The sequence below is a fragment of the Pseudomonas sp. MAG002Y genome (genome assembly GCF_019400845.1).
Lineage (GTDB): Bacteria > Pseudomonadota > Gammaproteobacteria > Pseudomonadales > Pseudomonadaceae > Chryseomonas > Chryseomonas luteola.
In genome coordinates, this window is record NZ_WOEJ01000012.1 from 174,569 (window position 1) to 196,582 (window position 22,014).

A 22,014-nucleotide genomic window follows, 5' to 3' on the forward strand; every position below is an offset into this window, starting at 1 on the left:
TGACTGACTCGAAATTCGCGTCACGGCGGGAGTTCTACGGTCAAGTGCATATCAGCACGAAGCGCCGCTCCAATCCGGGCTGTCATTAGTCCACCGCCACGTCTATTAGTACGGTCAATACAGAATCCAGCGTGCCATCGGGCCGATAGCAAAGTTGCGCATGGGCGGACTTTAGCGGGCAACTGGGCTGCTGTTCCGCCAACCATTCATTCAGCGCCTCGACCAGAACACGGGCTTCGACTATTGAATTTTCCGAACTGTCAAAAATTAACACCGCCATTTTTTATGTCCTCGGTTCGCCGGGTTAATGTTTTCGTGCCGCTGGAGCGGGTCGAAATGGATGCGGACCGAATTTGATGGCTATGTCGAACGCACTGTGCGGGTCTCCAGCACCTGCCTGATCAGCGTGGCGCGAAATCGCTACTCGGTGCCGTGTGAGCGGGTCGGCCAGTGGATCAGCATTCGTCTGTATCCCACGCGGGTGGTTGTCATCCCCGATGACACGATGACTGCCAGCCACGAGCGCCACTTTGATCGAGACCAGGTCAGTTATGACTGACAGCATTACATCCCGCTCCTCGAACGCAAACCCGGAGCACTGCGCAATGGCGCGCCGTTTACGCAGCTTACTGGCACTTTAAGTTCATTTTGCCTTTCAAGCGCAGGCTATCTGCCCCTCGTCCGTCAGGCTCAGTTTGCGCGTCGTGCGATTGAGCAATCGTGCGCCCATCCGGTCTTATAGGCAAACAACGCTTTTACCCACCGCCGAACGGGTCAGGCCCAGTGCAGTCGCCTCAGCGATAAAGCTTCCCGCCTTCACAGCAAAGACAAACGCGCTGATATCACCGAATCGGTTGGCTTGCGTGTGAGTTTGGCTCCAGGCTAGACATTCGAAGTATTTCAATAGCGCTAAAGCTTAGTCGCTCACGCCCGTGCCTTTGTGCAAGGGCGCAAACGGCAAAGGGTACCTATCAGAAGTCTTGCGCAGTGGGACGCAGAACGATTTCGTTGATGTCGACATCGGCAGGTTGCTCGATCGCGTATGCGATGGCCCGTGCAACCGAATCAGCCGGGATGGCCATCTTGTAAAACTCGCCAACGACCTCGGCGCTCGGCTGGTGCCCGCTGCCGAACTTGAGCTCGGAATCCACCGCGCCCGGTTCGATGGTCGTAGTGCGAATATTCCCGCCGACTTCATGACGCAGGCCATCGGAAATGGCGCGCACCGCGAACTTGGTGCCGCTGTACACCGAGCCACCGGGGCTGAATACCTTGATGCCGGCAACCGACGAGATGTTGATGAAGTGACCGCTGGCCTGTTGTTCGAAAAGCGGCAACGCGGCCGCGATGCCATACAACACGCCCTTGATGTTGATGTCGATCATGCGATCCCACTCTTCGACGCGCAGCTGCGAAATCGGTGAGATCGCCATCAGCCCTGCATTGTTGATCATCACATCGATGCGACCGAATGCCTCGACAGCCTTGACGACCAGCGCAGACAAGTCCTCTTTGCGTGTGACATCGATCGGATGGGCAATCGCCTTGCCGCCTGCTACGACGATCTCCCGGACAATTGCATCCAGACGATCCTGGCGACGGGCGCCAAGTACCACATGGGCGCCGAGCGCAGCCAAATGACGCGCCGTTGCTTCGCCCAGACCGCTACTCGCACCGGTGATGACGACCACTTTACCCTGGATATTTTTACTCATGTTCAGCGCTCCTGTTGAGACCTGCTTGGGTTGATGGGTGCAGTCTGCGCTGGTTTTATTTGTCAGAAAATGGAAGAGTTCGGATTTGAGAATTCCATTTTCTGGAACGGGAGTTGACGGCAATGCTCAATCGCATGGAACTGATTCGGATCTTTTCTGTGGCAGCGCAATCGACCACGTTTCGCGATGCCGCCACCCGCCTCGGCACCTCTCCGCAGACCGTGACACGAGCCATCAAAGAACTGGAGCGCACACTTGGGGAGCTGTTGTTCCACCGAAGCACGCGGCAGATTCATGTCACCGCGTTTGGTGCCAAACTCGCTTTGCAAGCCCGGGAAACCCTGGAGCTGGTGGATCAGTTGTTTATCGCCCACAGTACACAGGAGGCAAAAGGCATCGTCGGCATTACGGCGCCGCACGCCATTGGCAAGCTGTATCTGATCGAGTTTCTGAAACCGCTGATGCGGGAGAATCCGGGCCTGAGCATCGACCTGAGTCTGGATGACCAGCTCACCGACGCGGTGGCCAACAAGATCGACATCGGCATTCGTGTCGGCGCCGTGCAGGATCGGCGTTATATCGCCAGAACGGTGGCCCATGTCGCCCTGAAAATCGTTGCGGCGCCGCCACTCCTCGACACCGTACAGCGCCCTGGCAACATCGAGGATCTGAAACGTCTGCCCCTGTCGATGCTGATTGATCGCAACAACGGCCGCCCTTGGCCGTGGGTGCTTGCCGAGGGGCAAGCGTTCCTGCCTGCCTCCCCAGCATTTACCTGCGACGACCCAGAAACCGAGCGAGAGATTGTCCTGGCCGGCATCGCCTTTGGGCAAATGCCCGATTATCTGGCAGAACCCTACCTGTCTGAAGGGCGACTGGTCGAGGTCATGCAACACGATGCCCCGCCGCCTTCGGAACTGATCATGTATCGTCCGCAATCAGGGCCCGTGGCGTCGCGAGTGAGGCTGGTGTACGACCACCTGGTCAACTGTTTCTCCGACCCGCGTATTTTTGCGCAGAGCAAGCGCTGAAACAGTTCTGAACAAGGGCTTGTTTGGGGGGAGTACTACGCTGTCCCTTCGGGATTGCATCACTGGATGACCCGCAGAAACATTATTCGCGCTGGGACAGGATTGTTTCCAGCAGGCCCGGAAAACGATTACTCAAGTCTTCCCTACGCAACGAGTTCATGTGGGTCGTGCCGATGGTCTGGGTTTGAACCAGGCCGGCATCTCGCAGCACCCGAAAATGGTGGGACATGGTGGACTTCGCACGGCCACCGTCCAGCTCGCCACAGCTGGCCTCTCCCAGCTCGGCGAGGAGCCGGACAATCTCCAGGCGTACAGGGTCGCTCAAGGCGTAAAACAGACGCTCAAGAACGAATTCGCTGAGAGGAAGATGTTTGAAGGGGCGCATGAGCGAATCATACACGGGTTTGCTCTATGCCAATAGTTCGAATATTACCGAACAAGAGAAATACTAGCCTTCGGAGAAAAACCTAATGTCTGCGCTGTTCCAACCTTTCACGCTCAAGGATGTCTCCCTTCGCAACCGGATCGCGATTCCCCCCATGTGCATGTACTCGGCTAATGATGGCCTGATCAACGATTGGCACACCGTGCACTATGCCACCCTCGCGCGTGGCGGAGCAGGACTAGTGGTCGTCGAGGCAACCGCCGTGGCACCCGAAGGACGGATCACGCCTGGTTGTGCGGGTATCTGGAATGATGAGCTCGCTCTTGCGTTCGTGCCGGTGGTGCAATCGATCAAGGCTGCCGGCGCAGTGCCAGGTATCCAAATTGCCCACGCGGGACGCAAGGCCAGTGCGAACCGTCCCTGGGAAGGTGACGATCATATCGGCGGAGATGATTCGCGTGGCTGGCAGACCATCGCCCCATCGGCTGTAGCCTTTGGCGCTCATCTCGCCAAGCAGCCGAAAGCCATGACGCTGGAAGATATCGCCCGAGTGCGCGAGGATTTTGTCTCAGCCGCTCGCCGTGCACGTGAAGCTGGCTTTGAGTGGTTAGAGTTACATTTCGCCCATGGCTATCTGGCCCAGACATTCCTCTCTGAACACTCCAACCTTCGTGACGACGCCTATGGCTGAAACTTCGATAACCGTAGCCGCTTTCTGCTAGAAACACTGGCGGCGGTTCGCGAAGTATGGCCAGAGCACTTGCCGCTGACCGCTCGTCTGGGTGTCATCGAATACGACGGTCGGGATGAACAGACCTTGTCAGAGGCTATCGAACTGACGCGTCGTTTCAAGGACGGTGGATTGGACTTGCTCAGCGTCAGTATCGGGTTCACCATCCCTGAATCCAACATTCCTTGGGCCCCCGGTTTCATGGGCGAAGTTACCCAGCGGGTACGGCGCGAGGCGGGTATTGCGGTGGCCTCGGCATGGGGGTTCGGCACACCGAGCGTCGCCGAAGAGGCGGTGAGGAGTGGTCAACTGGACCTGGCGATGATTGGCCGGGCGCACCTGGGCAATCCTAACTGGTCCTATTCAGCCGCCCAGGCGCTGGGTGTAGAGCGTGCTGCCTGGACCCTGCCCGCTCCCTATGCCCATTGGCTTGAACGCTACAGGTGATCCCGCCGGAGCGAGGGCGCTCGCATGGTCTTAGGGCTATCAACTTGGTCGAATGCCCAAGCGGGCAAGATTGTTGTCGCGCTCTCACCCGGATTCAGGTTTTTGGCCGCATGGCCGGCATGGACATCTTCGATACTCCGTGCCAGCCAATGCGCTTCTCGATCAGGCTCTTTCAGAACCTGGACTCGGGTTTCATCGCAATGAATGATGCGGCTATTCAACAGGCTGTCGCGCATCAGATTCAGCAGGGGTTGGAAGTGCTCGCCGCACTGGATGACCCAGCGTGCCAGGGTTTGACGTGAGATATCAATGCCGTGACGTCCCAGCACTTTTTCGAAGCGATGAAGTGGCAGGCCGTCGACGTATTTGGTGGTCAGCAACATCGCCAGCACGCTGGGACTGGCCATGCTTTTTTCGATCATCTGAGCGGGCTTATCTGCTGTCAACGGTGCTGATTCGCAGTCGCGGCAGCCATAAACCTTGCGGATATGCTTGATGACCCGGATCTGCATCGGGACGATTTCAAGCTGCTCGCTGACTTCTTCGCCAATGGCGTGCTTGCGGCAGCCGCACGCACACGTCAGCTCGTGCTCAGGCAGTTCATGAATGACTTCGACACGCGGTAGATCACTGGGCAGCGGCTTGCGTTTACCACGGCGCTTGCTCGGTGCAACTATTTCCTCATCCGAAGCCTCATCCGCCGGCTCTGCCAGGCTTTCTGCTTCGTCAAAGAGAGGGAGTTGGGGCGTAGCCGAATCCTTGGTCTGCTCGGTCTTGCGGCCAAATAACCGCTGGCGGAGCAGTGCCACCTCTTCCTCCAGATGAACGATCTTGCCCTTATCAGACGCGCGCTCATTGATCATTTGCTCAAGCAGCTGCTTGAGCAAAACCGGATCGTCAGGAAGAGTCTCGGGCATGGAAATCATGCCGCGGATTATACCGAATCAGGCGACGTAGCGAGGCGTCAGAACTTGATGGGGGCGGTTGCGCCAGAGGTCGAAGCCGTCGAGTAGCCAATTGAGTTCCTGAACGGTCAGGATAATGGCCTCGTCAGTGGGGTCAGGCGATGTTTTGAAACGCTCCGAGTCGAGACGCTTGAGCCAAAGACAGAAGCCGTTTCGCTCCCAGTACAGAATCTTCACGCGGTTGCGCGTTTTGTTGAGAAACACGAAGAGCACGGGGTCGAACACCGCCACTTTGATGTCCAGTTCGACCAGCGCGGCCAGACCGTCAATGGACTTTCGGAAGTCGACTGGCTTGGGGTAAAGGTAGACTTTTTCGACTTTGGCGTCGGGACGCATCATGGCGTGCGGGCTCCAGAAATAAATCGGGAGCACAGCATCGGGGATCAGCTAACCGCTTTGAATGTGTGGTTCATGGAGCGCTTACGAAGCTTTAGCCGTTCTGTTCAGACCTGTTCCGTAGAAGGCGTGAGTGCTAACCCCGCTATCCATGCCACCAGTCCTAAGGCCAGTGCCAGGCCCGAGATCCAATACGAGCCAAGACCGACTTCAGCAAGCTGGCTGGCAAACAACGGACTGATGATGCCAATGGAAATGCCCGCTACGCCTACTTTGCGTAGGTCGCGAGAGAGTGCGATACGCTTGCTTAATGATAGACCCATAAGTCGTTATCCTTTGCGCTAGGGTTTGACGCAGATGCTGGGTTTATCTTTGACCAGCCGCTTGATGCTATCTCTGCGCTTTTTGAGTTCACTAAGCCTCCATCGCTCCTGCATCCCCTCGGTAAGGCAATACCAGGGATGTCTTGCGTCTTCCATCAATGCCTGATCAGAACACTGGATGTCGACTGCTCTTAGGTATTGAGTTGTACCCTGAGAAACAACAACACGCCATGGTAGAGCGTTGTACAAGGTATCTATAGGCAAAGGGAATGGGTTGTCACTGATTGCACCATTAATAACGGGGCCTGACCATTCCATTATCAATTTTGCACCATAGTGCTCGTATTGCTGGCTTGCTAGCAGTTCGCCAACAATGCCTGCGTTCAAGCCTGAATCGGATAAATGAGGTGCATGGTCTGCCGGCTTGAACTGCTGGGAGGCAATAATACTTCGCGCCCTTTCAATCGAGGTCACATGAAATAGCATTATCGTGGGGTATGACATGCGTAGGGTCATTTTCGTACTTTAAACACCTGTTGTTTAGCACAAAACCCCCGCGCGCGAGCTATTTCAAAACTCGTATAAAAGGATGTGCAGGATGAACCAGAATCTACAGCGGATAAGGTAGTAGTATTGAGTCTGGTCACTTTGTACATTCTATACATTCATAATACCAGCCGTACATCTTATACATCGAAAAACCCCCTCCCCAACCAGCCACCCCTAAAGAAGGAAAGACCAAGGAAAAGAAAAGGAAAAAGGAAGGAAAAAGGCTCATGTGGGATGTGTCAGAAGGAGGCTAATGGGAGATAGGCTCATACGGGCTGGTATTACAATGTACAGAATGTATTTTCTCAAAGGACATCGGAACGATCGATGTACAGACTGTACATCGTAGTCTGGTTCTTCGCTCGTTCCCTCCAGCCTACCCGCTACCCCTACAAAACGTGTTCAGGGTCGCCTAGATATTGGCAATATTGAAGTCTATAGAGGATGCACTCCCCTGCTGCCATTGCATATAAAACCAATGGAGATAAGCCGCCTATCAAGATAAGGCAAAGGAAAGGCTTCCTTTTCCCCCTTTCAACCCCACTACCACTGCTACACCGGTCAAGCTCTGCTCGTGATTTATCTTCATTAGGAAGCAACAATTTGTATTTGCTGGCAAAGAGCTGCTCATTCCCATTGAGGATGGGACAACTCACAGCCGACGCGATTTTTTGTAAGCAGAAAATAAGTCCAGCTCAATTCGGTACGCACTGCGTTCCAAATTGAAAATTCCTGATAAGAAACTTGCAGCTTATGCTCGTCAAAGTCCTTGGCAAATACGCGTGGAGCGACTTGGCCAGGATCGAATTCAATAATGTGCAGGCCAATTTCCCAACAGGTTTGTAACGGACCTAATTCCTTATTCTTCACCTCTGATCTGGCTTGGCGAATCAAAGACATCCTCTGGCAGGGTGCTAATGAATAGCCTTACATGGCGAAGCGGCGAAGGACTGTTCATGACGTCAAACATGTACTGCCGGTAACGTCTGGGCAGTTGTTTGGAGAAGCGTTTGGCTGCCTCAGCTACCGCCCGGTCTGTACCATGTATTTCCGCTATGAGTGCCAGTGACAGGACTGCATCAATAAATCGCAAAGTGTCTTCCGTCCTCCAGGATAGATGTCCAGATTATCGTAGGTAGAATAACAAATGAGGCATCAAGCGTTTAATTCAGATCTATCAATCGTTGTCAAGACAAATAAGTAGGGTCAATCCGGCTACTCCCTACCCGCGCGGGTAGCAACCACGGCCCTAGCTCGCCTATAACCTGCGTTAAAGTCTTCTGGCACATAACTTCAGTTGCCGACGTGGGAGATCCTCGTGCTTTAGGGTCGCTCATTGTAGGCCTTGTTTCTGACAGCTGATCTGTATCTCCATGCCAGGAGGCACCATGACATCGAAATCCGAAGGCCACGTTTCTTTTCTTGCAAAGAGCCGAGAGCAACACCTGGGCACTACACAGGCGCCCTCCCCTCTTCCGGAGATAAAGAAAGACTCCATTTCGCTTAACCAGGTCATTGATTTGGATCCGGATCTCATCGATGAATGGGAACTGGTGGATCGACCAATAGAAGAGTTTGGAGACCTGTCCGAACTCATGAATAGCATCGCCCATCATGGGCAATCCATCCCAATTCTGGTTCGTCAGGCCTCTGCAGGACGCTTCGAACTTATCTACGGGCGCAGACGCTTGAAAATATGTAAAGACCTTGGAATACAGGTTAAGGCCTTTGTACGCGACCTGAATGATCAGGATGCGTATCAGCAGATGGTGATCGAGAACGAACACCGCCAGGATATCTCCAGTTGGGCCAAAGCCCTCAGTTACAAAAAGGTATTGGATAGAGGCATCTTTCCCAGCCAGGCCTCGCTGGCTATTCATCTGGGGATTGATCGTTCGGCACTCACCAATATTCTTGTCTATACCCGAATTCCTGAGCCTGTCTCCCAGGCCATTGGTACGTTTACAAAGGTTGGCATCCATACAGCTCGTGCTCTATTGAGCCTGTCAGAAGACAAGAACAATTATGAGCCCCTCATTGCGCTTGCCCCAAAAATCGCCTCAGGTGAGATGGGTGCGAAGAAACTGGTGAGAGCCGTTGCCAAAGCCCGTAATCCGTATACTCGAAACACCGGATCGGCTGTTTTTAATGAGACAGGAAGCAAAATATTTTCGCTCAGGCGAACAACCAAGGGAGCCGTGCAGATCTTGTTTCCAAGCGATGTGGTCTCCAGATTTTCCGAAGATGAACTAAAACAGCGGTTAGCCTCGGCGCTGACGTAACGTGCCACTCAAATGGATCGCCGGTGTTTTATAGCTAAAACATCGGCGCTTTACGGGGAGGCGTTAGATCGTGTTAGCACAGTGCGCACTGCTTTAAGCTTTTCTTTACAGAACCCTTTGTAGGTTAAAGAGCGGTTAAAGATGGTTAAAGAACGGTTAAGGCCTGTGATTAAATGCTTTAACTAACTGATTTTAAACAATATTTTTGGAGGATGCTGTACCTCAATTTGAGGTATCTATTCCTCAAAATGAGGTATATCCGCCTCAAAATGAGGTATTTGTTCCTCAAAATGAGGTACATGGCGGGCCTGTTTTAGCTCCTTTTTTCCTAAATCCTTGATTTTCAAGGCTTACAGAGCGGAAAAATGCTGCCAAATGCTACTTTTGAGCAGACCTAAAAATGAGGTATCTCGATCTGAAAATGAGGTATCTGATCTCAATATGAGGTATAAAACTCTAATAAGTGATTGATATATAAGTATTTATTGGTTTCTGGCCATAGTAGATTATCGCGTCTTGCTAGCCCCTCCTCTTGCACCTAAAAATGAGGTACGCCTGAAAATCAAATCGACTTAGGTCTCCCCTCCCCTTTCAGGCTGTCATCGAGCTGTGATTTCAAATCTGTTCTTACCTTGCCCTTTTCCATCCGTTTTCTTTCCTACCTCATTTTTAGGTCTGTGCTAGAAGGCGGTGCACTACAAACGTGCATACCTCATTTTCAGGTCGAAGACCTCTTTTTAAGGATTTTCGCTGCTTTTAATACAACCACGCATAAGCGCGAAGCCAATACCTCATTTTTAGGCGGAGAACTTTTGTTTTAACCATTGGCAGAGAAATACCTCATTTTCAGGTGCAGCAGATAGAGCTGTTGTGTCTCCCCACAAGGCCTTTCTAATAGCTGCTCTAAACGGCTCATCCATACCTCATTTTTAGGTAGGAGACCCCGCCCCTTGGTGATATCTATCCCAGGGTTGGCTAGCGGTATCGGTGATAAAGCGACAAAACCTAAAAATGAGGTAGAGGCTCTTTTTGGCTATACCTCATTTTCAGCTGCTGATACACAGGCAAAAAAAGCGGCTTCAACGCCGCCTGATCTACAACGAGGGAAGTAGCTAAACCGTAGCAGCGCCCTTTGCCTTGACCACAGTGACCATTCCCTTGGCGTCAATCTTCATCTCCTTGAGAAAGCCAACTTCTATCAGTTCCTCAAGGGCATCCTTGACCATCTGCTTGGCCTTGGACTTTTGCGCTGCGCTGCTCCCAGATACCTCAAGCAGCATCTCAAAGTGCAGCGGATACGGGTCCCTGTGGGAGTTGTAAAAGCCGTGCAGCCACTTTGCCAATGGCCCCAGGTTCAACCGTTGCTGCCATTCCAGCCGGGTACTATAGGCACCGTCTATACCAAACAGCACGCCCATCTCCGGTTCGATTTCGACGGACCAGACATCTGAAACCTCGTTGTCAGGAGTCTGATAGATAAAGCTTCTAACCAGCGACATCCCTTTACCTGATTTGAGCCGGGTGGATTCAATCCTGACGGTGGTAGCGGAGAGTCGATCCAGGATTTCGATCAGGCGCTGCGTATAGTACTTACCGTATCCCCAGCCAAGCGCCTTCTTGATTTCAGAAAAGGTAAACTCGATCGGTTTGCCCAGCTCCTTTCCTCTGCTCATGTGCAGGATCTGAAGCCATACGTCCAGATCATCCTGACGCAGCTCCTCACCCTTATAGAACACAGCCGTCTGTCCATAGGAGAGAATCTGGTTGGAGATATAGACTCTGGGGTGCTTTTTATTGCGCGCAGTAAACAGCGCGGTGCGTAGGATTTCATTTGGAGCACTGCGTAGGGGCTCTGCCCAAAGCGGTAGCTGCAACGATTTCTGTGCCTCGACCGCCTCAGCTCTGGCCTTGATATTGGCCAGACCCCTGCCTCGCTTTTTGCCCTCCTCAGTCATCTACGCCTCCAGTGCTAGCTGCTCGAGGAATGCCTTAAGCTTTTCTTCCTTTTCGGGACTGTACGTCTGGCTGTCCAAGCGTACCTGCAGGTACTTGTCCTTGCGCTCGAATACCGCAACAGGCTTGTGACCTACAATGATCTCTTCCTTTTCTGCGGGGGACTTTTGAGGTTTCTGAGCCAGTTTTTTGGTCAGAAACGCTGAGAGGTTGGGTACTTTCTTTTCATCACTGATCATGTCCCGCACCCCCACGATCAGCGCCTTTTCAATTTCAGCCTTGGACACACCTTCGTCGGACAGTGTACCGATGGTTTTGGCAACAGTGGCAGCCGAAAGCGCAGAGACTAGTCTGGGTTTGGTCTTGAGGAGATCAATAACAGGCTTGGGAAGCTTTTCAAACGCCTTGATCCGATAGAAATGGGCACGGCTCATTTCAAGCAGTGATGCGACCTGCTTGGCGGTAGAAAAGGCGCCTTCAAAGCGATCAAGCGAGAGATAGATTTCCAGGTCGCTGAGGTTCTTACGATGGATATTTTCTGCCAGTGCCTGGACAGCAGATTCGGCGTCAGAGATCTGTACTATTTCTGCATCGATGGTCTTAAGGCCCAGCTTCTTGTGTGCGAGAAGCCGGCACTCACCTGCCACCAGCTCGTACCCGGTGGGCACGGGACGAACCTTGATGACTTCAATCAGACCATTTTCTTCAATGGATCGAGCCAGCTCTTCAATATAGGTCTCATCGAATTCCAGGCGAGGCTGATAGGGGCTAGAGGTGATCTGGTCAACCTCAATAGACCTGATTGTACGGCCCGACAAGGGATTGCCTACAAGCTGCTTTTGCTGATGCTCCTGGAAATTGGCTGAGAAAGCATTTTGGACCATGAAAGCATTCAAGCGCCCCGGCTTGGCATTACCGGCCTTGGCCTCGGTCGGCTTCTGTTCCTTTTGCTTGTTTTGTGCGGGCATCATGCATACTCCTTGGTTACAACACTATCAATATGCTCAGCCAGTTCCTTGTACTGCTTTGCAATGTGGTTGTTCTTGTCGATGAGGCGCAGCGGTACCTTGACGGCAGCTGACTGGTTGATCTTTGAGGATGTCCCGATCTTGATCGGGATGACCTTGCCAAACATCTTGGCTGCATCTTCTTCGTTCTGGCGACACAGGCTTAACCTGTCGTCATGCCAGATAAGCAGGGCGCCCAAGAATTCGAGCGTGGGATTAATCAGCTTGATCTGCCCTACCCGCTTGTTAAGGTCACTTAGCCCATAGGCTCCATAAGGCGCACCTGATTCCAGCGGGACTAGATAATGAGTCGATGCAGCCAACGCATTCATGGTGAGAATCTGTAGCGAAGGAGGGCAGTCGATAATGATGTAGTCGACGTGCTCCAGCAGCGGCTCAAGCCGGGCCCGCAACACCTCATTCGGACGTGGATGACTATTCTTAAGCGTGTCCCCAATAGTCTCTAATCCCATTGACCCATAGATCAGCGCTACGCCTTCAACGCGAGTATCGGTATGAATGAAAGCCTGAAGTGGGAGCTCAAGATTTAGCAGCATCTCAGCGGCCGTATAGCGTATCTCGGCAGGGTGGTTCATTCCGATATGCAGGCTTGAGTTGGCCTGTGGATCCATGTCGATAACCAGAACGGTCTTACCCATCTGGGCTAGATTATCGGCCAGGTTTATACAGGTCGTTGTTTTGCCACACCCGCCCTTGTGATTGGCTACAGCAATTACGGTCGCTTTTGATGAATCCATCGTCTTCCATCCCCCCTTCGCTTCAGAATGAAGCTGAAAATAGGTGTCTCATGATGAGACATTTATGCCTTTCTCATAGGCCTAAGCGGCTTAAGTATACTTATGATCAGCTAAAAAATTTAGGCGATGTGGTATTTTTTAGAGCAGATCGCTTAAAGAGATCGAGTTGAGTCTCCTTCTAGACCTTGGTTTGGAGGTGTCTCATCATGAGACACTTGTATGGTTCCTCACCCCCTTACGCCTAATCTCACATTTGGCATAACCACCGCAGCTCTGTTCCTTCCATCCTGGGCTCAGGTCTATATGAAGTCTAAGTCTCTCATCATGAGACACATGAACGACTGTAGAAAATCTCACATATGTAGTAGCTAGGCTGCGCTCTCAATTATGCTCAAGGGGAATGACATCGTTGGTGTCTCATGATGAGACACTCTGTGTAAAGGCCGTTAAAACTACAAGGCTTACGATGTGATGCTTAATTCTTCGATTGGTATCAATACTAGAATACTTTGAGAAATTTCTGAGGCAGCCTTGTGAGATTTTAGAAGTCTCGCTGCTGAGTTGAAGAAATGAAGGGCATATCTATGATAGTAACGGGCTATCATGAGTCCCATTCTTATAGGTCGGGTGGTATCCTCGGTGCTCTAAAAAGACAGGTATCCCGCTGATAGGCGCTTCTGCCCGAGCGCAGAAATAATCCTGGCTGCGTTTATATCGCGGTCGTAACCGATACTGTACTTGCTGCAAACCTATTCTCTTATAGACGCTCTTTGACACCTGTCGGGATGCCGCAAGCTGAGCAGGTACAAGCGGTGTATGCCTCGGCTACTTCCTTGAAAACAATACCTGCGGGAGCGGACTTGCATTCCAGCATTGTCCAGCCAGCATCCAGCACTGACTTGGCATCTTGGTTTTGGCGAGTTTCGAAGGGCTTGAGTCGCCCACGATGATGGTGCCGTAGCTGTTTACCAACTTGCGGCTGAACTGGTGCAGCGCATTATTGCGCCGGGTGGCGATCCTGGCGTGAATAGTATTGATACGTTTCCTGTTTTGGCTGTGTTGGGCGAGGCAAGCTTTGGCCCTAGATCACACTAGAACTGCCGATTCTCAAGGTTGCTGCCATCGCTGAATTTTCGCAATCTGTTTCAGACCAAGGTCGACGCCTACCTAACCCTTTCCAAGACCTGGCTTGCTATCGGCATCAACCACTACATTGAAGTACCAGCGTTCGCGGGCGTCCTAAAGGAGCGAGGCAGAGCGGAATTTGTATCCTGCCAGACCGTGGCTGTCCCACTCCTTGAAACAGCGGCCCTTGTGTTTGACCTGCTCACTCTCTCCGCTTTACGCTCCGGAAATGGGGCTTCGAGTAGGCACATTAAGCACTTGCGCTCTGAGCCAATCGCCACCGCCTGTCAACATGATACCCTATGGAGCCTCGGCTATTTTGCAGGCACTGGGGAGGCGCCGGTTTTCAGCAGTAAAGGCAATGATGTGAGCAGCAGACGAGACCACTGTAGGAAGGCTAGGCGTCATCTTGAAAGCGAGGCCAAACGCCATTTGTGAGAAAGATGCTGGTGGCTAGCACTTGATCTAAAAAGTGTCTCATGATGAGACACTTTAATTCATCGAAGGAGATTTGCCGTATCGCTTAAAGATAAAGGCTGTGGCGATTAATCAACTGCTTCTGGTCATGAAAGATCATGAAGGGAAACAAAGCTCCAAAGATACGTTCTTGATCAGCTGCAGACACCCAACTGGCGTCACCATCAAGTGTTTCCAGCATAGCGCGCATCACATTATCGATGAGGTGAGTATCGGTACAGGGTTTGACTTCAACCATTAGCGCTTCGACAGCCTGTGCCAACTCTAGATGATTAGGATAGTTTGCGCTGAGATTTAATTTTGCGCAGATATAGCTGGGATGTCCACGCTGTGCTGGCAAGAGGATCAGTAGTGTCCTATACAAGGCAGATAATTGGCCCGCATCGAAATAGGCTCGATCGCTAACCCAGCCACTGTTAAAAAACGCCTGCAAGATACTCACCGTTGCGACAAGACCGATCTCTCTATAGCGGTGATTGTCGAGCAAGGCCGTATGCTGCACCGTTTTAAATGCTTCGGGCCCGCTGTAATAGGAAACAGTTTCCTTAAAGTTCAGATAGGTTTTGATTGGGCTAAAACAGGCTCTTCGCCATTTCAGGCTTCGCTTCGCATGCCAATGCCCTGCAGCGGGAAGCAGAGACTGTGTCAACCATTGATAGCACTCCTGGCAGGACCAGGTAACATTGTCAGAAGAGGAAAGGTAGCTGGACGCGTTCCAAAGTATCGCTATCTCATGGTCATCACACAGCTCTTCAACAGACTCTCCAAATAACATGGCCCTGTACCCTGAGGGAGAGTAGGGCATTAGCCGGTTAAAGGCCCTGTGAAATATATGCCATGTGGTGTTGCCGTTGTCTGTGTCATGAGCATTAGCGAAGCTTATGAGTACATCCCATACGTCCTTCTCAACAACGCATAGTACAAACTGGGTGCTATGTCTTTGCACCACGGGGAAATTGTTTGCTTTCAACCCAGCTTCAAGGTTGCGAAGAGCATTGAGATAGGTATCAGAAAGTCGATCAGCTATCCCCTACTATCTCTTGAAGCACCTGATCTGAAACATGAAACTGACAATTGTTGAGATCAACAATGTGCTTGAACTGACCCAGCCCGTAGGTCCCTCGGTAAAAGGGCCTCGTCTTGGTAGAGACCGGCTCGCCATTGTTACCCAAGAAATGAGTAAGAAGCCATCTTTGATCAAGAACTACGGTCACGCCTCCGGTACTAGGGAGCTTAATGGAGACTGCAGCTGAGCCTGGATACTGATCGGGTGCTGGGAGAAACGACGACAGATCTATAAAGGGTTGCTTGATAGACCAGTGCTTTTCATCAGAATAGTGTGTCTCAAGTTCGCTCGATTTTAGGTTAGCGTGAACTAGATAATCATTTGCCAGATTTGCAATTTCAGGCCGTGGATCTGTGATGGCTTTTAGAAGTTTCTCTGTGAAGCCCACCTTTGCCATCCAGGCGTTACCGAATTGCTGCCTATCTGCTCCAGGGAAAAACTTCAACAGCACGTCAGGTGCATCCTGAAGTCTTTCTGTAAGGTGTTCGGCCGTCCAGATATCACCCTCGATGCCTTTTCCATGAAGTTTTCGATTAGCCTCTAGCCAGTAATCAGAAAGCGATTGAAGACCGTCTTGCGCCAGTATTAGGGTATATTTACGGGCACGATTCGCCCACTCGCCTGCTAAAAAAGTGTCAACCGCAGACAGAAGCTCTTTACCTGAAAAACTACGTCTGCATTTACATTCAAAAACATGAAGCTGATCCGGACGGCTACGTTCAAAGGCAAAGAGATCGATACCCTGTTGAGATTTAGCTCCCATCTGCCCTAGTCGCTGACAGCCAACCAGATCGTGATCTCTTCTCAAAAGCCACCAGCAGAACTGCTCAAACTGCTCGAAGGACATGTCTTTAAAGCCCAGCGTATGTGCGCCGGTAGGCAGAGTGGTGTTTTATCTGCTAACAGGAGCCTCTTCAGTTAGGTGCTCCTCCCAGGCTTGAGGGAATATATGGGTTTCTATGCTCATTTGGAAAACCGGTCAGAGACAGTTGGAAAGGGCCACAACATCTTAGGCTGAGGGTTTTATAGGTTCGCTACTGCTTCTCGAGGTTATCTCCTCGTAAAGCGGATAGTAGTGCTATACGACAACACCTCGGTTGCGTACCTGTAGTTGCAGGTATGTAAGTAGTAGGCATATGCTCAAGCGCATCCTTTGCCTTGATTATCTCGTTTAATCTGAAGTGTGCAGAATGCTTTTGTAGAGGAGCCATTTATGGTCACTATAGCTCAATCCAAGATGACTATGCCCACCGAGGGCGAGGTAAGGGCGGCCGTGCAGGGTCATCATGCCTTGGCGCCCTACTTGGCAATCCAGTTCGAGACGCAACACATTCAGATCTTTGATGATCAGAAACAGGCGCATCAGGTCGAGCTGCCTACTTCGGCGCTGCGCCTGCTGGTAGACATTCTGGCAGAACTCGCTGATGGAAACGCCGTGAAGGTGGTACCTGTTCATGCGGAAATGACAACTCAAGAGGCTGCGGATCTACTTAATGTGTCCCGCCCTCATTTAGTCAAGCTGCTTGAAGAGGGCGTCTTAGCCTATCATCGGACCGGCAAGCACCGTAGGGTGAGGTTTACCGACTTGATGCACTACAAGGAAACACGTGAGCGTGCCAGTGAGCAGGCGATGGCCGAACTTGCCCAGCAGTCCCAAGAGCCAGGCATGGCTTACGAATGAGGCATTCCCCCTTTACAGCTGTTTACGACGCATGTGTTTTGTACCCTGCGCTACTTTGAGATTTACTTATGTGGCTAGGTTTGTCTGGCCAGTTTCGGGCCCGAAGGAGCCATGCGACTCATAAACGCCAGTTAGACAGAGATCGACAAGGTGACAGCCAACCTGGCCGCCGCTGGCTATGGACCATAGGATATGCAGCTGGCCAGCGAGCGTCTGCAGCGCTTCGCCCATTTACTGACACAGGTTTGACCAGAAGTAGCCGCTGCTAAAGGTAAAATTTTGGTGTGTCTCATCATGAGACGCCCTAACGCTTAATAGCGATGAAAACGTCATTAGGCCTTATTTAGAGGTCGAAGCATCTAGCTGGACTTTAACAGTACGTTATGCCACCAGATTGACCATAGCGGGGGATTTCTCTAATTGAGCGCTGCCTTCGTTGGCAGTCCGAGGCCCTAAATAGTCCTTAAAAAGTCCTTGTATTCTGTAATCAGAATGGCATAATCAGTTTAACAACTAACCCTCATGATCGGTGTGGCTTGACCATCTGATTTGAGGGGGAAAAAGCCGGCTTTAGCCGGTTTTTTCGTTTATGGAGTATGAACATGCCGGGATTGCTTCCTCCCTCAGGGCCTCTACGTACTCGGGTTTATGTTGATGGCTATAATTTTTATTATGGCTGCCTGAAGGGTACGGCTTATAAGTGGCTTGACCTGCTTGCCCTTTTCGAAAAGCAAATCTTGCCGTCTGCTTTGCTCAAGATTGACTGCTCCCCGCCCTGAAGGACGGGGATTCCCAATTCACTGCGAACAGGACACAGGTACTTGACCTCTGCCGCTTACATTCGCTCCAAGGGCTAACACGGCCAGCCCGGCCGCTTTGATATTAAGTGCGGCATTCACGTCGCGGTCATGTTCTGCCTTGCATTGAGGGCAAATCCACGAGCGGACGCTAAGCGGCATCAGGTCCATTACAAACCCACAGCCAGAACAACGCTTTGAGCTTGGAAACCAGCGGTCTATGGCGACCACTCGCCTGCCTGCCCAGGCGCTCTTGTATTGCAGCTGGCGGACCAGTTCACCCCAACCCGCGTCGGCGATGGCTTTGCTCAGTCTGGGATTTCTGATCATGTTTTTTACAGCAAGAGTTTCGACACAGACCACTTGGTTTTCGTTAATCAGTCTGCGTGACAGCTTGTGCAAGCCGTCGAGTCGGCAATCAGCGATCCTGGCGTGAATCCTCGCAACCTTCTGGCGGGCCCTGGCTCGATTGGCAGAGCCGAGCTTTTTACGGCTCAGACGGCGCTGCGCCAACGCCAGCCGGGAGGCGTATTTGGCTGTATGGCGAGCATTGGCAACCGGCTCGCCTTCGGAGGGTACAAACAGGTCTTTCAAGCCCATGTCGATGCCGATCATTTTCGGCGTGACCGGCAAGGCTTGAGGTTCGAATTCACACAGGCACGAGACGAAATAGCGCCCAGCTGCATCCCTTGAAACCGTCACGGTAGAAGGGGCTGACGGCAGAGCACGACTCCATCTGATCGCCAATGGCTCGGTGCTCTTGGCCAAGTATAATTTGCCATCCTGATACTTGAATGCTGATGCCGTAAACTCTGCCGATTGATGGTTTCGCTTTTTCTTGAAGGTGGGGTACCTGGCCCGTCCTTCAAAAAAGTTCTTGAACGCAGTCTGCTGGTGGCGCAGGGATTGTTGAAGAGGGACGCAGGAAACCTCATTCAGGAACGCCAGTTCCGGCTGCTTCTTGAGTGCGGTCAGGTAGGCACTAGCAGCGGCATAGCCGATTTTCTGCTGTTCCTTATGGAACGCATCGGTACGCCAGCGCAGCAGGGTGTTATAGACCAAACGCACGCAGCCAAACGTCTTTGCAAGCAGCTCTGCTTGTTCAAGCGTTGGGTAGAACCGGTATCTGTAGGCGCGTTTAGTCATGCCTTACAACATACAAAACCTAGTGTGAGATAGAAATTGGCCCTTAGCAGGAAGCGATAAAAGGGCACGCTTTGCGCGCCGCGCTATCCCTCTCCGCACTAGAAGTACGGGGTATCTCGCGCAAGACTGATGATCGCAGAGAGACCTTCCCGCCAGCATAATCCCTGACCACCCTCTATAATGCCGGTCCGTCTCGTTTGCCCTGCATACTGTAATGAAAAAAGTCCTGCTCTTCCTTGCTTTGCTCTTACCCTTTGCCGTTCAGGCCGAACCACCCGCTACTTTTACCGAGGCTAAGGTTGTGGCCAAGCAAAAGGTCTATTTCGACCAGGGCAGCAGCGCTCAAGGTGAGCTGTATTGCGGCTGTCACTGGACCTGGACCGGCAAGTCGGGTGGACGCATTGACCTGGCGTCCTGTGGCTATCAAACACGCTCCCAGCAGAACCGGGCCGAGCGCATCGAGTGGGAGCATATCGTCCCCGCCTGGATCTTTGGTCACCAGCGCCAGTGCTGGCAGAACGGCGGGCGCAAGAACTGTGTTGCGGACGATCCGGTCTTTCGCGCCATGGAAGCGGATATCTTCAACCTCTACCCCTCGGTGGGCGAGGTCAATGGCGATCGCAGCAACTACCAGTACGGCATGGTGAGCGGTGTGGCACCGCAGTATGGGCAGTGCAAGACGAAAGTCGACTTTGCCGGTCGCTCAGCTGAGCCCCGCGATGAGGTCAAGGGCCTGACGGCTCGGGTAACGTTCTACATGTACGATCGGTATGATCTTTCCATGTCGCGCCAGCAACAGCAGCTCCTCATGGCCTGGGACAGGCAGTATCCCGTTACCGCCTGGGAAAAGGAGCGGGATAACCGTATTGCCGCAGTGATGGGCCACCACAACCCGTTCGTAACCGGTGAGCGCCAATGGACCCTGGGGTACAAGCCGATAGGGGAGGGTATCGTCAGCCCGATTCCGGCACGAAATCAGAAGGCTGCCCAGCCGGCTACTACTGGCAACTCTGTATCGTCTGAGACCATTATTGGTAACAAGAATAGCCACATCTATCATTTGCCTCAGGGATGCCCAAGCTATACCAAGGTCTCGGCCAAGAATCAGGTACCGTTCAGCTCCGAAGCTGAGGCGCAGGCGGCTGGATATCGAAAGGCAGGTAACTGCAAGTGACAAGACATCGATCCATACGAGTAAAGCAGGCCCTTCTGGCCCTGATCGCTATAGCGGGCATCGTCTTTCAGGCACAAGCGCAGGAGCGATGCAAGGAGCCCTGTGTTACGCCTGGTCCCGAGGAGTCAGTTGATGCGAAACTCAATAGAACCTATCGCGACATCATGCACAAGATTGACTCGGGTGGCTTTGATGGCGGACTCGTACCCAGAAAAGAGCTAAGCCAGAGTTTAAGGCAAAGCCAACGAGCTTAGTTGAAGTTTAGAGACGACAATTGCGAGGCCTACTACACGTTGATGAGTGGAGGCCTGTCTCGCAATGAGGATCGGGAAATATGTCTAGGCGAGATGACGTCCGAGAGGACTCGGAAGGTCTCCTAGCGCTTACTATACAAAAAGCCCCGCTGGGCGGGGCTTCTCAGACAGCACGATAATCAGCTGTTTACGGCATCCTTTAGACCTTTGCCGGGCTTGAAGGTGGGATTCTTGCTGGCCGCGATATCGATTTCCTGTCCGGTCTGGGGGTTGCGACCCTTGCGCGCTGCACGTTCGCTGACCTGAAACGTGCCAAACCCCACCAGTGCCACCGTCTCGCCTTTAGCCAGCTCACCGCTGATTACTTCAACCAGTGAATTCAGGGCTGTTTCTGCTACGGCCTTGTTTAGGTCTGCTTTTTCGGAGACGGCCTGGATCAGTTCGGATTTGTTCATGTGTCTACCGTAGAGATAAGAAACGGACCCCCATGATAGCCTGATCGCAAATAATGTACTAACCCGCTCTGGCCTAGGGCTTATAGATAGCCTCGCTCGGCCAGCGACACGCAGCCCTCGGTCGCCACCACAACGTGATCAAGTGTCCGGATACCGACCAGATCCAGCGCACGGCTAAGTTCTTGGGTAAGGTCGTAGTCGCGTTCGCTGGGCTCGGGATCACCTGAGGGACGGTTATGCACGAGGATCACGGCTGCGGCGTTGTGCACAAGCGCTGCTTTGACAACCTCCCTGGGCGGCACCGCAACATGGTCAATCGTCCCGGTAAACAGCTTGCGGTAGGCGATTGAACGATGCTGGCTATCCAGGAAAACTGTGGCAAACACTTCGTGCTCATAGTCAGCCAACAGGGTTTGCAGATAAGGGAAAACCTCTCGGGTCCCGGTGAAGGGCAACCCCCGACAGAAGCGCCGACGCGCCAGAGCTCTGGCCATCTGCAGGATATCCTGCTCGGTAACAGGCCCGTCAATAACATACGTCCCGTGCGTCTCACCGGCTTTGAACTTTTGATGAGTACTCATAGGTGTGAAGCGCCTCGATCAGTCGCAGGTTATAAATCCAGCGTCTCATCGAAATCGGGTGATGCAAGAGACCAGCCGTCGGGCAATGGCCGCCATATGCGATTCTATCGGATGTTAATGCCAGACAGTTATCAAGGCATGGCGCGAGTTAGACAGGGATGACGTGGAGAGTAAAAAAGCTGTAATTTCAATATACCGTAAGCTCAATCATCGTCACTCCAAGCGACCGAAGCTGAGCATCCAGTATCACTTCTCGGTTAGCATCATTTAACTCCTCAACGCCTGTTTCTCGGTCGGGTCCAGCCAAGCGTGCGGCCAGTATTTCCTTGGCTTCTCGAGAGGTTAAACCGCCAATATTGAGCTCAAGGCAGAACTCACACTCGTTCAGGTTGTATTTAATGGTTTGCGGCATATCCAGCGCTGGGGTTTAAAAGCGACATAGTATTTTTCCAGCTCTAGACGTATCAACTATTAGGCTGATGGTGGTCCTACATTGCTTTGGTACGCACGGTTCAGGAGATGGATTATTGCCAGCTAGCCAAGTTTCCCCTGAGTGCCACCTTTCATATAGGACTTTGAACCAGGACAAGGTCTGCTTTGGAAATCCCATGCCATTTGTAGGTTTCTCTGAACTAAAGCGGCAAACCCTGACTCCAGACCTTTAGTGGCAATGATGCCAGCCAGCGCACTTGGACAGTCTGATGACATCAGATCCGTTGCGCTTAAAGACTGACTAGCTTGGATGCCAGATACCAGGCGTGGTGCAAAGCACACCAC

General features: G+C 52.3%; 22 protein-coding genes and 5 pseudogenes. 8 read left to right on the forward strand and 19 right to left on the reverse strand.

The genetic code is table 11. The annotated features are described in order from the left end of the window. Nucleotides 1-85: 85 nt before the first annotated feature. Nucleotides 86-280 carry a hypothetical protein gene (locus tag GM154_RS17795; RefSeq protein ID WP_010799166.1) on the reverse strand — a complete coding sequence of 65 codons (195 nt, stop codon included), beginning with the start codon at nucleotides 278-280 and terminating at the stop codon, nucleotides 86-88. A gap of 60 nt (nucleotides 281-340) precedes the next feature. On the opposite strand from GM154_RS17795, the pseudogene GM154_RS17800 reads away from it, so the two are divergent. Then, a pseudogene (locus tag GM154_RS17800) lies at nucleotides 341-628 on the forward strand (IS21 family transposase); the annotation flags it as partial. Between the two features lie 36 nt (nucleotides 629-664). Here the strand turns inward: GM154_RS17800 and GM154_RS25685 are convergent. Both GM154_RS25685 and GM154_RS17805 read right to left on the reverse strand, forming a co-directional pair. After that, nucleotides 665-904 (reverse strand): annotated as a pseudogene (locus GM154_RS25685) (LysR family transcriptional regulator); the annotation flags it as partial. Between the two features lie 67 nt (nucleotides 905-971). Further along, on the reverse strand, nucleotides 972-1,715 hold the full coding sequence (locus tag GM154_RS17805; RefSeq protein ID WP_010799168.1) for an SDR family oxidoreductase: 744 nt from the start codon (nucleotides 1,713-1,715) through the stop codon (nucleotides 972-974). 122 nt (nucleotides 1,716-1,837) lie between these two features. On the opposite strand from GM154_RS17805, the gene GM154_RS17810 reads away from it, so the two are divergent. Further along, on the forward strand, nucleotides 1,838-2,746 hold the full coding sequence (locus tag GM154_RS17810) for a LysR family transcriptional regulator (RefSeq protein ID WP_010799169.1): 909 nt from the start codon (nucleotides 1,838-1,840) through the stop codon (nucleotides 2,744-2,746). An 82-nt stretch (nucleotides 2,747-2,828) separates the two neighbouring features. Here the strand turns inward: GM154_RS17810 and GM154_RS17815 are convergent, their stop codons facing one another. Continuing rightward, nucleotides 2,829-3,131 carry a helix-turn-helix transcriptional regulator gene (locus GM154_RS17815; RefSeq protein WP_010799170.1) on the reverse strand — a complete coding sequence of 101 codons (303 nt, stop codon included), beginning with the start codon at nucleotides 3,129-3,131 and terminating at the stop codon, nucleotides 2,829-2,831. An 85-nt stretch (nucleotides 3,132-3,216) separates the two neighbouring features. Here GM154_RS17815 and GM154_RS17820 point away from each other — a divergent pair. Continuing rightward, nucleotides 3,217-4,308, forward strand: a pseudogene (locus GM154_RS17820) (NADH:flavin oxidoreductase/NADH oxidase). On the opposite strand, the gene GM154_RS17825 reads toward GM154_RS17820, so the two are convergent. From GM154_RS17825 to GM154_RS17845, 5 genes are all read right to left on the reverse strand, one after another. Next, nucleotides 4,299-5,234: an IS66 family transposase gene (locus GM154_RS17825; protein ID WP_258019894.1), complete on the reverse strand. Its 936-nt coding sequence runs from the start codon at nucleotides 5,232-5,234 to the stop codon at nucleotides 4,299-4,301. The pseudogene GM154_RS17820 and the gene GM154_RS17825 overlap by 10 nt on opposite strands. 18 nt (nucleotides 5,235-5,252) lie before the next feature. After that, the gene (gene tnpB, locus GM154_RS17830; RefSeq protein ID WP_225441864.1) at nucleotides 5,253-5,612 is read right to left on the reverse strand and encodes an IS66 family insertion sequence element accessory protein TnpB; all 360 of its coding nucleotides are present in this window, start codon (nucleotides 5,610-5,612) and stop codon (nucleotides 5,253-5,255) included. A 104-nt stretch (nucleotides 5,613-5,716) separates the two neighbouring features. After that, on the reverse strand, nucleotides 5,717-5,932 hold the full coding sequence (locus GM154_RS17835; protein ID WP_010799175.1) for a hypothetical protein: 216 nt from the start codon (nucleotides 5,930-5,932) through the stop codon (nucleotides 5,717-5,719). A gap of 18 nt (nucleotides 5,933-5,950) precedes the next feature. Next, complete coding sequence (locus GM154_RS17840; protein ID WP_037031233.1) at nucleotides 5,951-6,436, reverse strand: hypothetical protein; 486 nt, start codon at nucleotides 6,434-6,436, stop codon at nucleotides 5,951-5,953. 672 nt (nucleotides 6,437-7,108) lie between these two features. Then, nucleotides 7,109-7,375, reverse strand: a complete 267-nt coding sequence (locus GM154_RS17845; protein ID WP_010799177.1) for a hypothetical protein — start codon at nucleotides 7,373-7,375, stop codon at nucleotides 7,109-7,111. Nucleotides 7,376-7,854: 479 nt separating this feature from the next. On the opposite strand from GM154_RS17845, the gene GM154_RS17850 reads away from it, so the two are divergent. After that, nucleotides 7,855-8,763: a ParB/RepB/Spo0J family partition protein gene (locus GM154_RS17850; RefSeq protein WP_219652953.1), complete on the forward strand. Its 909-nt coding sequence runs from the start codon at nucleotides 7,855-7,857 to the stop codon at nucleotides 8,761-8,763. A 1,112-nt stretch (nucleotides 8,764-9,875) separates the two neighbouring features. On the opposite strand, the gene trfA is transcribed toward GM154_RS17850, so the two are convergent. From trfA to GM154_RS17875, 5 genes are all read right to left on the reverse strand, one after another. Continuing rightward, nucleotides 9,876-10,718 carry a plasmid replication initiator TrfA gene (trfA, locus tag GM154_RS17855; RefSeq protein ID WP_010799179.1) on the reverse strand — a complete coding sequence of 281 codons (843 nt, stop codon included), beginning with the start codon at nucleotides 10,716-10,718 and terminating at the stop codon, nucleotides 9,876-9,878. Then, on the reverse strand, nucleotides 10,719-11,687 hold the full coding sequence (locus tag GM154_RS17860; RefSeq protein ID WP_196122352.1) for a ParB/RepB/Spo0J family partition protein: 969 nt from the start codon (nucleotides 11,685-11,687) through the stop codon (nucleotides 10,719-10,721). Further along, entirely contained in the window at nucleotides 11,684-12,481 is a 798-nt protein-coding gene (locus GM154_RS17865; RefSeq protein ID WP_010799181.1) for a ParA family protein, read from the reverse strand. The genes GM154_RS17860 and GM154_RS17865 overlap by 4 nt, the downstream gene beginning before the upstream one ends. Before the next feature lie 1,648 nt (nucleotides 12,482-14,129). Next, nucleotides 14,130-14,858 (reverse strand): hypothetical protein, encoded by a 729-nt coding sequence (locus GM154_RS17870; protein ID WP_196122350.1) that lies wholly within the window; start codon nucleotides 14,856-14,858, stop codon nucleotides 14,130-14,132. Between the two features lie 244 nt (nucleotides 14,859-15,102). Next, a complete protein-coding gene (locus GM154_RS17875; RefSeq protein WP_219652954.1) occupies nucleotides 15,103-15,996 on the reverse strand; it encodes a hypothetical protein in 894 nt (297 codons plus the stop codon). Nucleotides 15,997-16,362: 366 nt separating this feature from the next. Here GM154_RS17875 and GM154_RS17880 point away from each other — a divergent pair, with 366 nt between their 5' ends. The 3 genes and pseudogenes from GM154_RS17880 to GM154_RS17885 all read left to right on the forward strand — a co-directional run. Beyond that, a complete protein-coding gene (locus GM154_RS17880) occupies nucleotides 16,363-16,830 on the forward strand; it encodes an excisionase family DNA-binding protein (protein ID WP_219652955.1) in 468 nt (155 codons plus the stop codon). Next, a pseudogene (locus GM154_RS26035) lies at nucleotides 16,827-16,955 on the forward strand (PIN domain-containing protein); the annotation flags it as partial. The gene GM154_RS17880 and the pseudogene GM154_RS26035, both read left to right, overlap by 4 nt. A 477-nt stretch (nucleotides 16,956-17,432) precedes the next feature. Further along, a pseudogene (locus tag GM154_RS17885) lies at nucleotides 17,433-17,585 on the forward strand (6-hydroxy-3-succinoylpyridine hydroxylase); the annotation flags it as partial. Nucleotides 17,586-17,627: 42 nt separating this feature from the next. Here the strand turns inward: GM154_RS17885 and GM154_RS17890 are convergent. Further along, nucleotides 17,628-18,773 carry an RNA-guided endonuclease TnpB family protein gene (locus tag GM154_RS17890; RefSeq protein ID WP_219652956.1) on the reverse strand — a complete coding sequence of 382 codons (1,146 nt, stop codon included), beginning with the start codon at nucleotides 18,771-18,773 and terminating at the stop codon, nucleotides 17,628-17,630. A gap of 214 nt (nucleotides 18,774-18,987) precedes the next feature. Here GM154_RS17890 and GM154_RS17895 point away from each other — a divergent pair, with 214 nt between their 5' ends. Continuing rightward, entirely contained in the window at nucleotides 18,988-19,947 is a 960-nt protein-coding gene (locus tag GM154_RS17895) for an endonuclease (protein WP_219652957.1), read from the forward strand. A 433-nt stretch (nucleotides 19,948-20,380) separates the two neighbouring features. Here the strand turns inward: GM154_RS17895 and GM154_RS17900 are convergent, their stop codons facing one another. The 4 genes from GM154_RS17900 to GM154_RS17915 all read right to left on the reverse strand — a co-directional run. Further along, complete coding sequence (locus GM154_RS17900) at nucleotides 20,381-20,656, reverse strand: HU family DNA-binding protein (RefSeq protein ID WP_219652958.1); 276 nt, start codon at nucleotides 20,654-20,656, stop codon at nucleotides 20,381-20,383. Nucleotides 20,657-20,736: 80 nt separating this feature from the next. After that, nucleotides 20,737-21,237 carry a RadC family protein gene (locus tag GM154_RS17905; RefSeq protein ID WP_219652959.1) on the reverse strand — a complete coding sequence of 167 codons (501 nt, stop codon included), beginning with the start codon at nucleotides 21,235-21,237 and terminating at the stop codon, nucleotides 20,737-20,739. A 187-nt stretch (nucleotides 21,238-21,424) separates the two neighbouring features. Then, on the reverse strand, nucleotides 21,425-21,649 hold the full coding sequence (locus GM154_RS17910) for a hypothetical protein (protein ID WP_219652960.1): 225 nt from the start codon (nucleotides 21,647-21,649) through the stop codon (nucleotides 21,425-21,427). A gap of 122 nt (nucleotides 21,650-21,771) precedes the next feature. Next, nucleotides 21,772-22,014: hypothetical protein (locus GM154_RS17915; protein WP_219652961.1), on the reverse strand; the 243-nt coding region annotated here is incomplete at its 5' end.

Coding starts and splice junctions, on each gene's coding strand:
- GM154_RS17880 (WP_219652955.1), top strand. CDS start 16,363: ATGGTCACTATAGCTCAATCCAAGATGACTATGCCCACCGAGGGCGAG.
- GM154_RS17795 (WP_010799166.1), bottom strand. CDS start 280: ATGGCGGTGTTAATTTTTGACAGTTCGGAAAATTCAATAGTCGAAGCC.
- GM154_RS17865 (WP_010799181.1), bottom strand. CDS start 12,481: ATGGATTCATCAAAAGCGACCGTAATTGCTGTAGCCAATCACAAGGGC.
- GM154_RS17875 (WP_219652954.1), bottom strand. CDS start 15,996: ATGTCCTTCGAGCAGTTTGAGCAGTTCTGCTGGTGGCTTTTGAGAAGA.
- GM154_RS17805 (WP_010799168.1), bottom strand. CDS start 1,715: ATGAGTAAAAATATCCAGGGTAAAGTGGTCGTCATCACCGGTGCGAGT.
- GM154_RS17905 (WP_219652959.1), bottom strand. CDS start 21,237: ATGAGTACTCATCAAAAGTTCAAAGCCGGTGAGACGCACGGGACGTAT.
- GM154_RS17910 (WP_219652960.1), bottom strand. CDS start 21,649: ATGCCGCAAACCATTAAATACAACCTGAACGAGTGTGAGTTCTGCCTT.
- GM154_RS17825 (WP_258019894.1), bottom strand. CDS start 5,234: ATGATTTCCATGCCCGAGACTCTTCCTGACGATCCGGTTTTGCTCAAG.
- GM154_RS17835 (WP_010799175.1), bottom strand. CDS start 5,932: ATGGGTCTATCATTAAGCAAGCGTATCGCACTCTCTCGCGACCTACGC.
- GM154_RS17870 (WP_196122350.1), bottom strand. CDS start 14,858: ATGTTATTTGGAGAGTCTGTTGAAGAGCTGTGTGATGACCATGAGATA.
- GM154_RS17850 (WP_219652953.1), top strand. CDS start 7,855: ATGCCAGGAGGCACCATGACATCGAAATCCGAAGGCCACGTTTCTTTT.
- GM154_RS17890 (WP_219652956.1), bottom strand. CDS start 18,773: ATGACTAAACGCGCCTACAGATACCGGTTCTACCCAACGCTTGAACAA.
- GM154_RS17810 (WP_010799169.1), top strand. CDS start 1,838: ATGCTCAATCGCATGGAACTGATTCGGATCTTTTCTGTGGCAGCGCAA.
- GM154_RS17815 (WP_010799170.1), bottom strand. CDS start 3,131: ATGCGCCCCTTCAAACATCTTCCTCTCAGCGAATTCGTTCTTGAGCGT.
- GM154_RS17860 (WP_196122352.1), bottom strand. CDS start 11,687: ATGATGCCCGCACAAAACAAGCAAAAGGAACAGAAGCCGACCGAGGCC.
- GM154_RS17840 (WP_037031233.1), bottom strand. CDS start 6,436: ATGTCATACCCCACGATAATGCTATTTCATGTGACCTCGATTGAAAGG.
- GM154_RS17895 (WP_219652957.1), top strand. CDS start 18,988: ATGAAAAAAGTCCTGCTCTTCCTTGCTTTGCTCTTACCCTTTGCCGTT.
- tnpB (WP_225441864.1), bottom strand. CDS start 5,612: ATGATGCGTCCCGACGCCAAAGTCGAAAAAGTCTACCTTTACCCCAAG.
- trfA (WP_010799179.1), bottom strand. CDS start 10,718: ATGACTGAGGAGGGCAAAAAGCGAGGCAGGGGTCTGGCCAATATCAAG.
- GM154_RS17900 (WP_219652958.1), bottom strand. CDS start 20,656: ATGAACAAATCCGAACTGATCCAGGCCGTCTCCGAAAAAGCAGACCTA.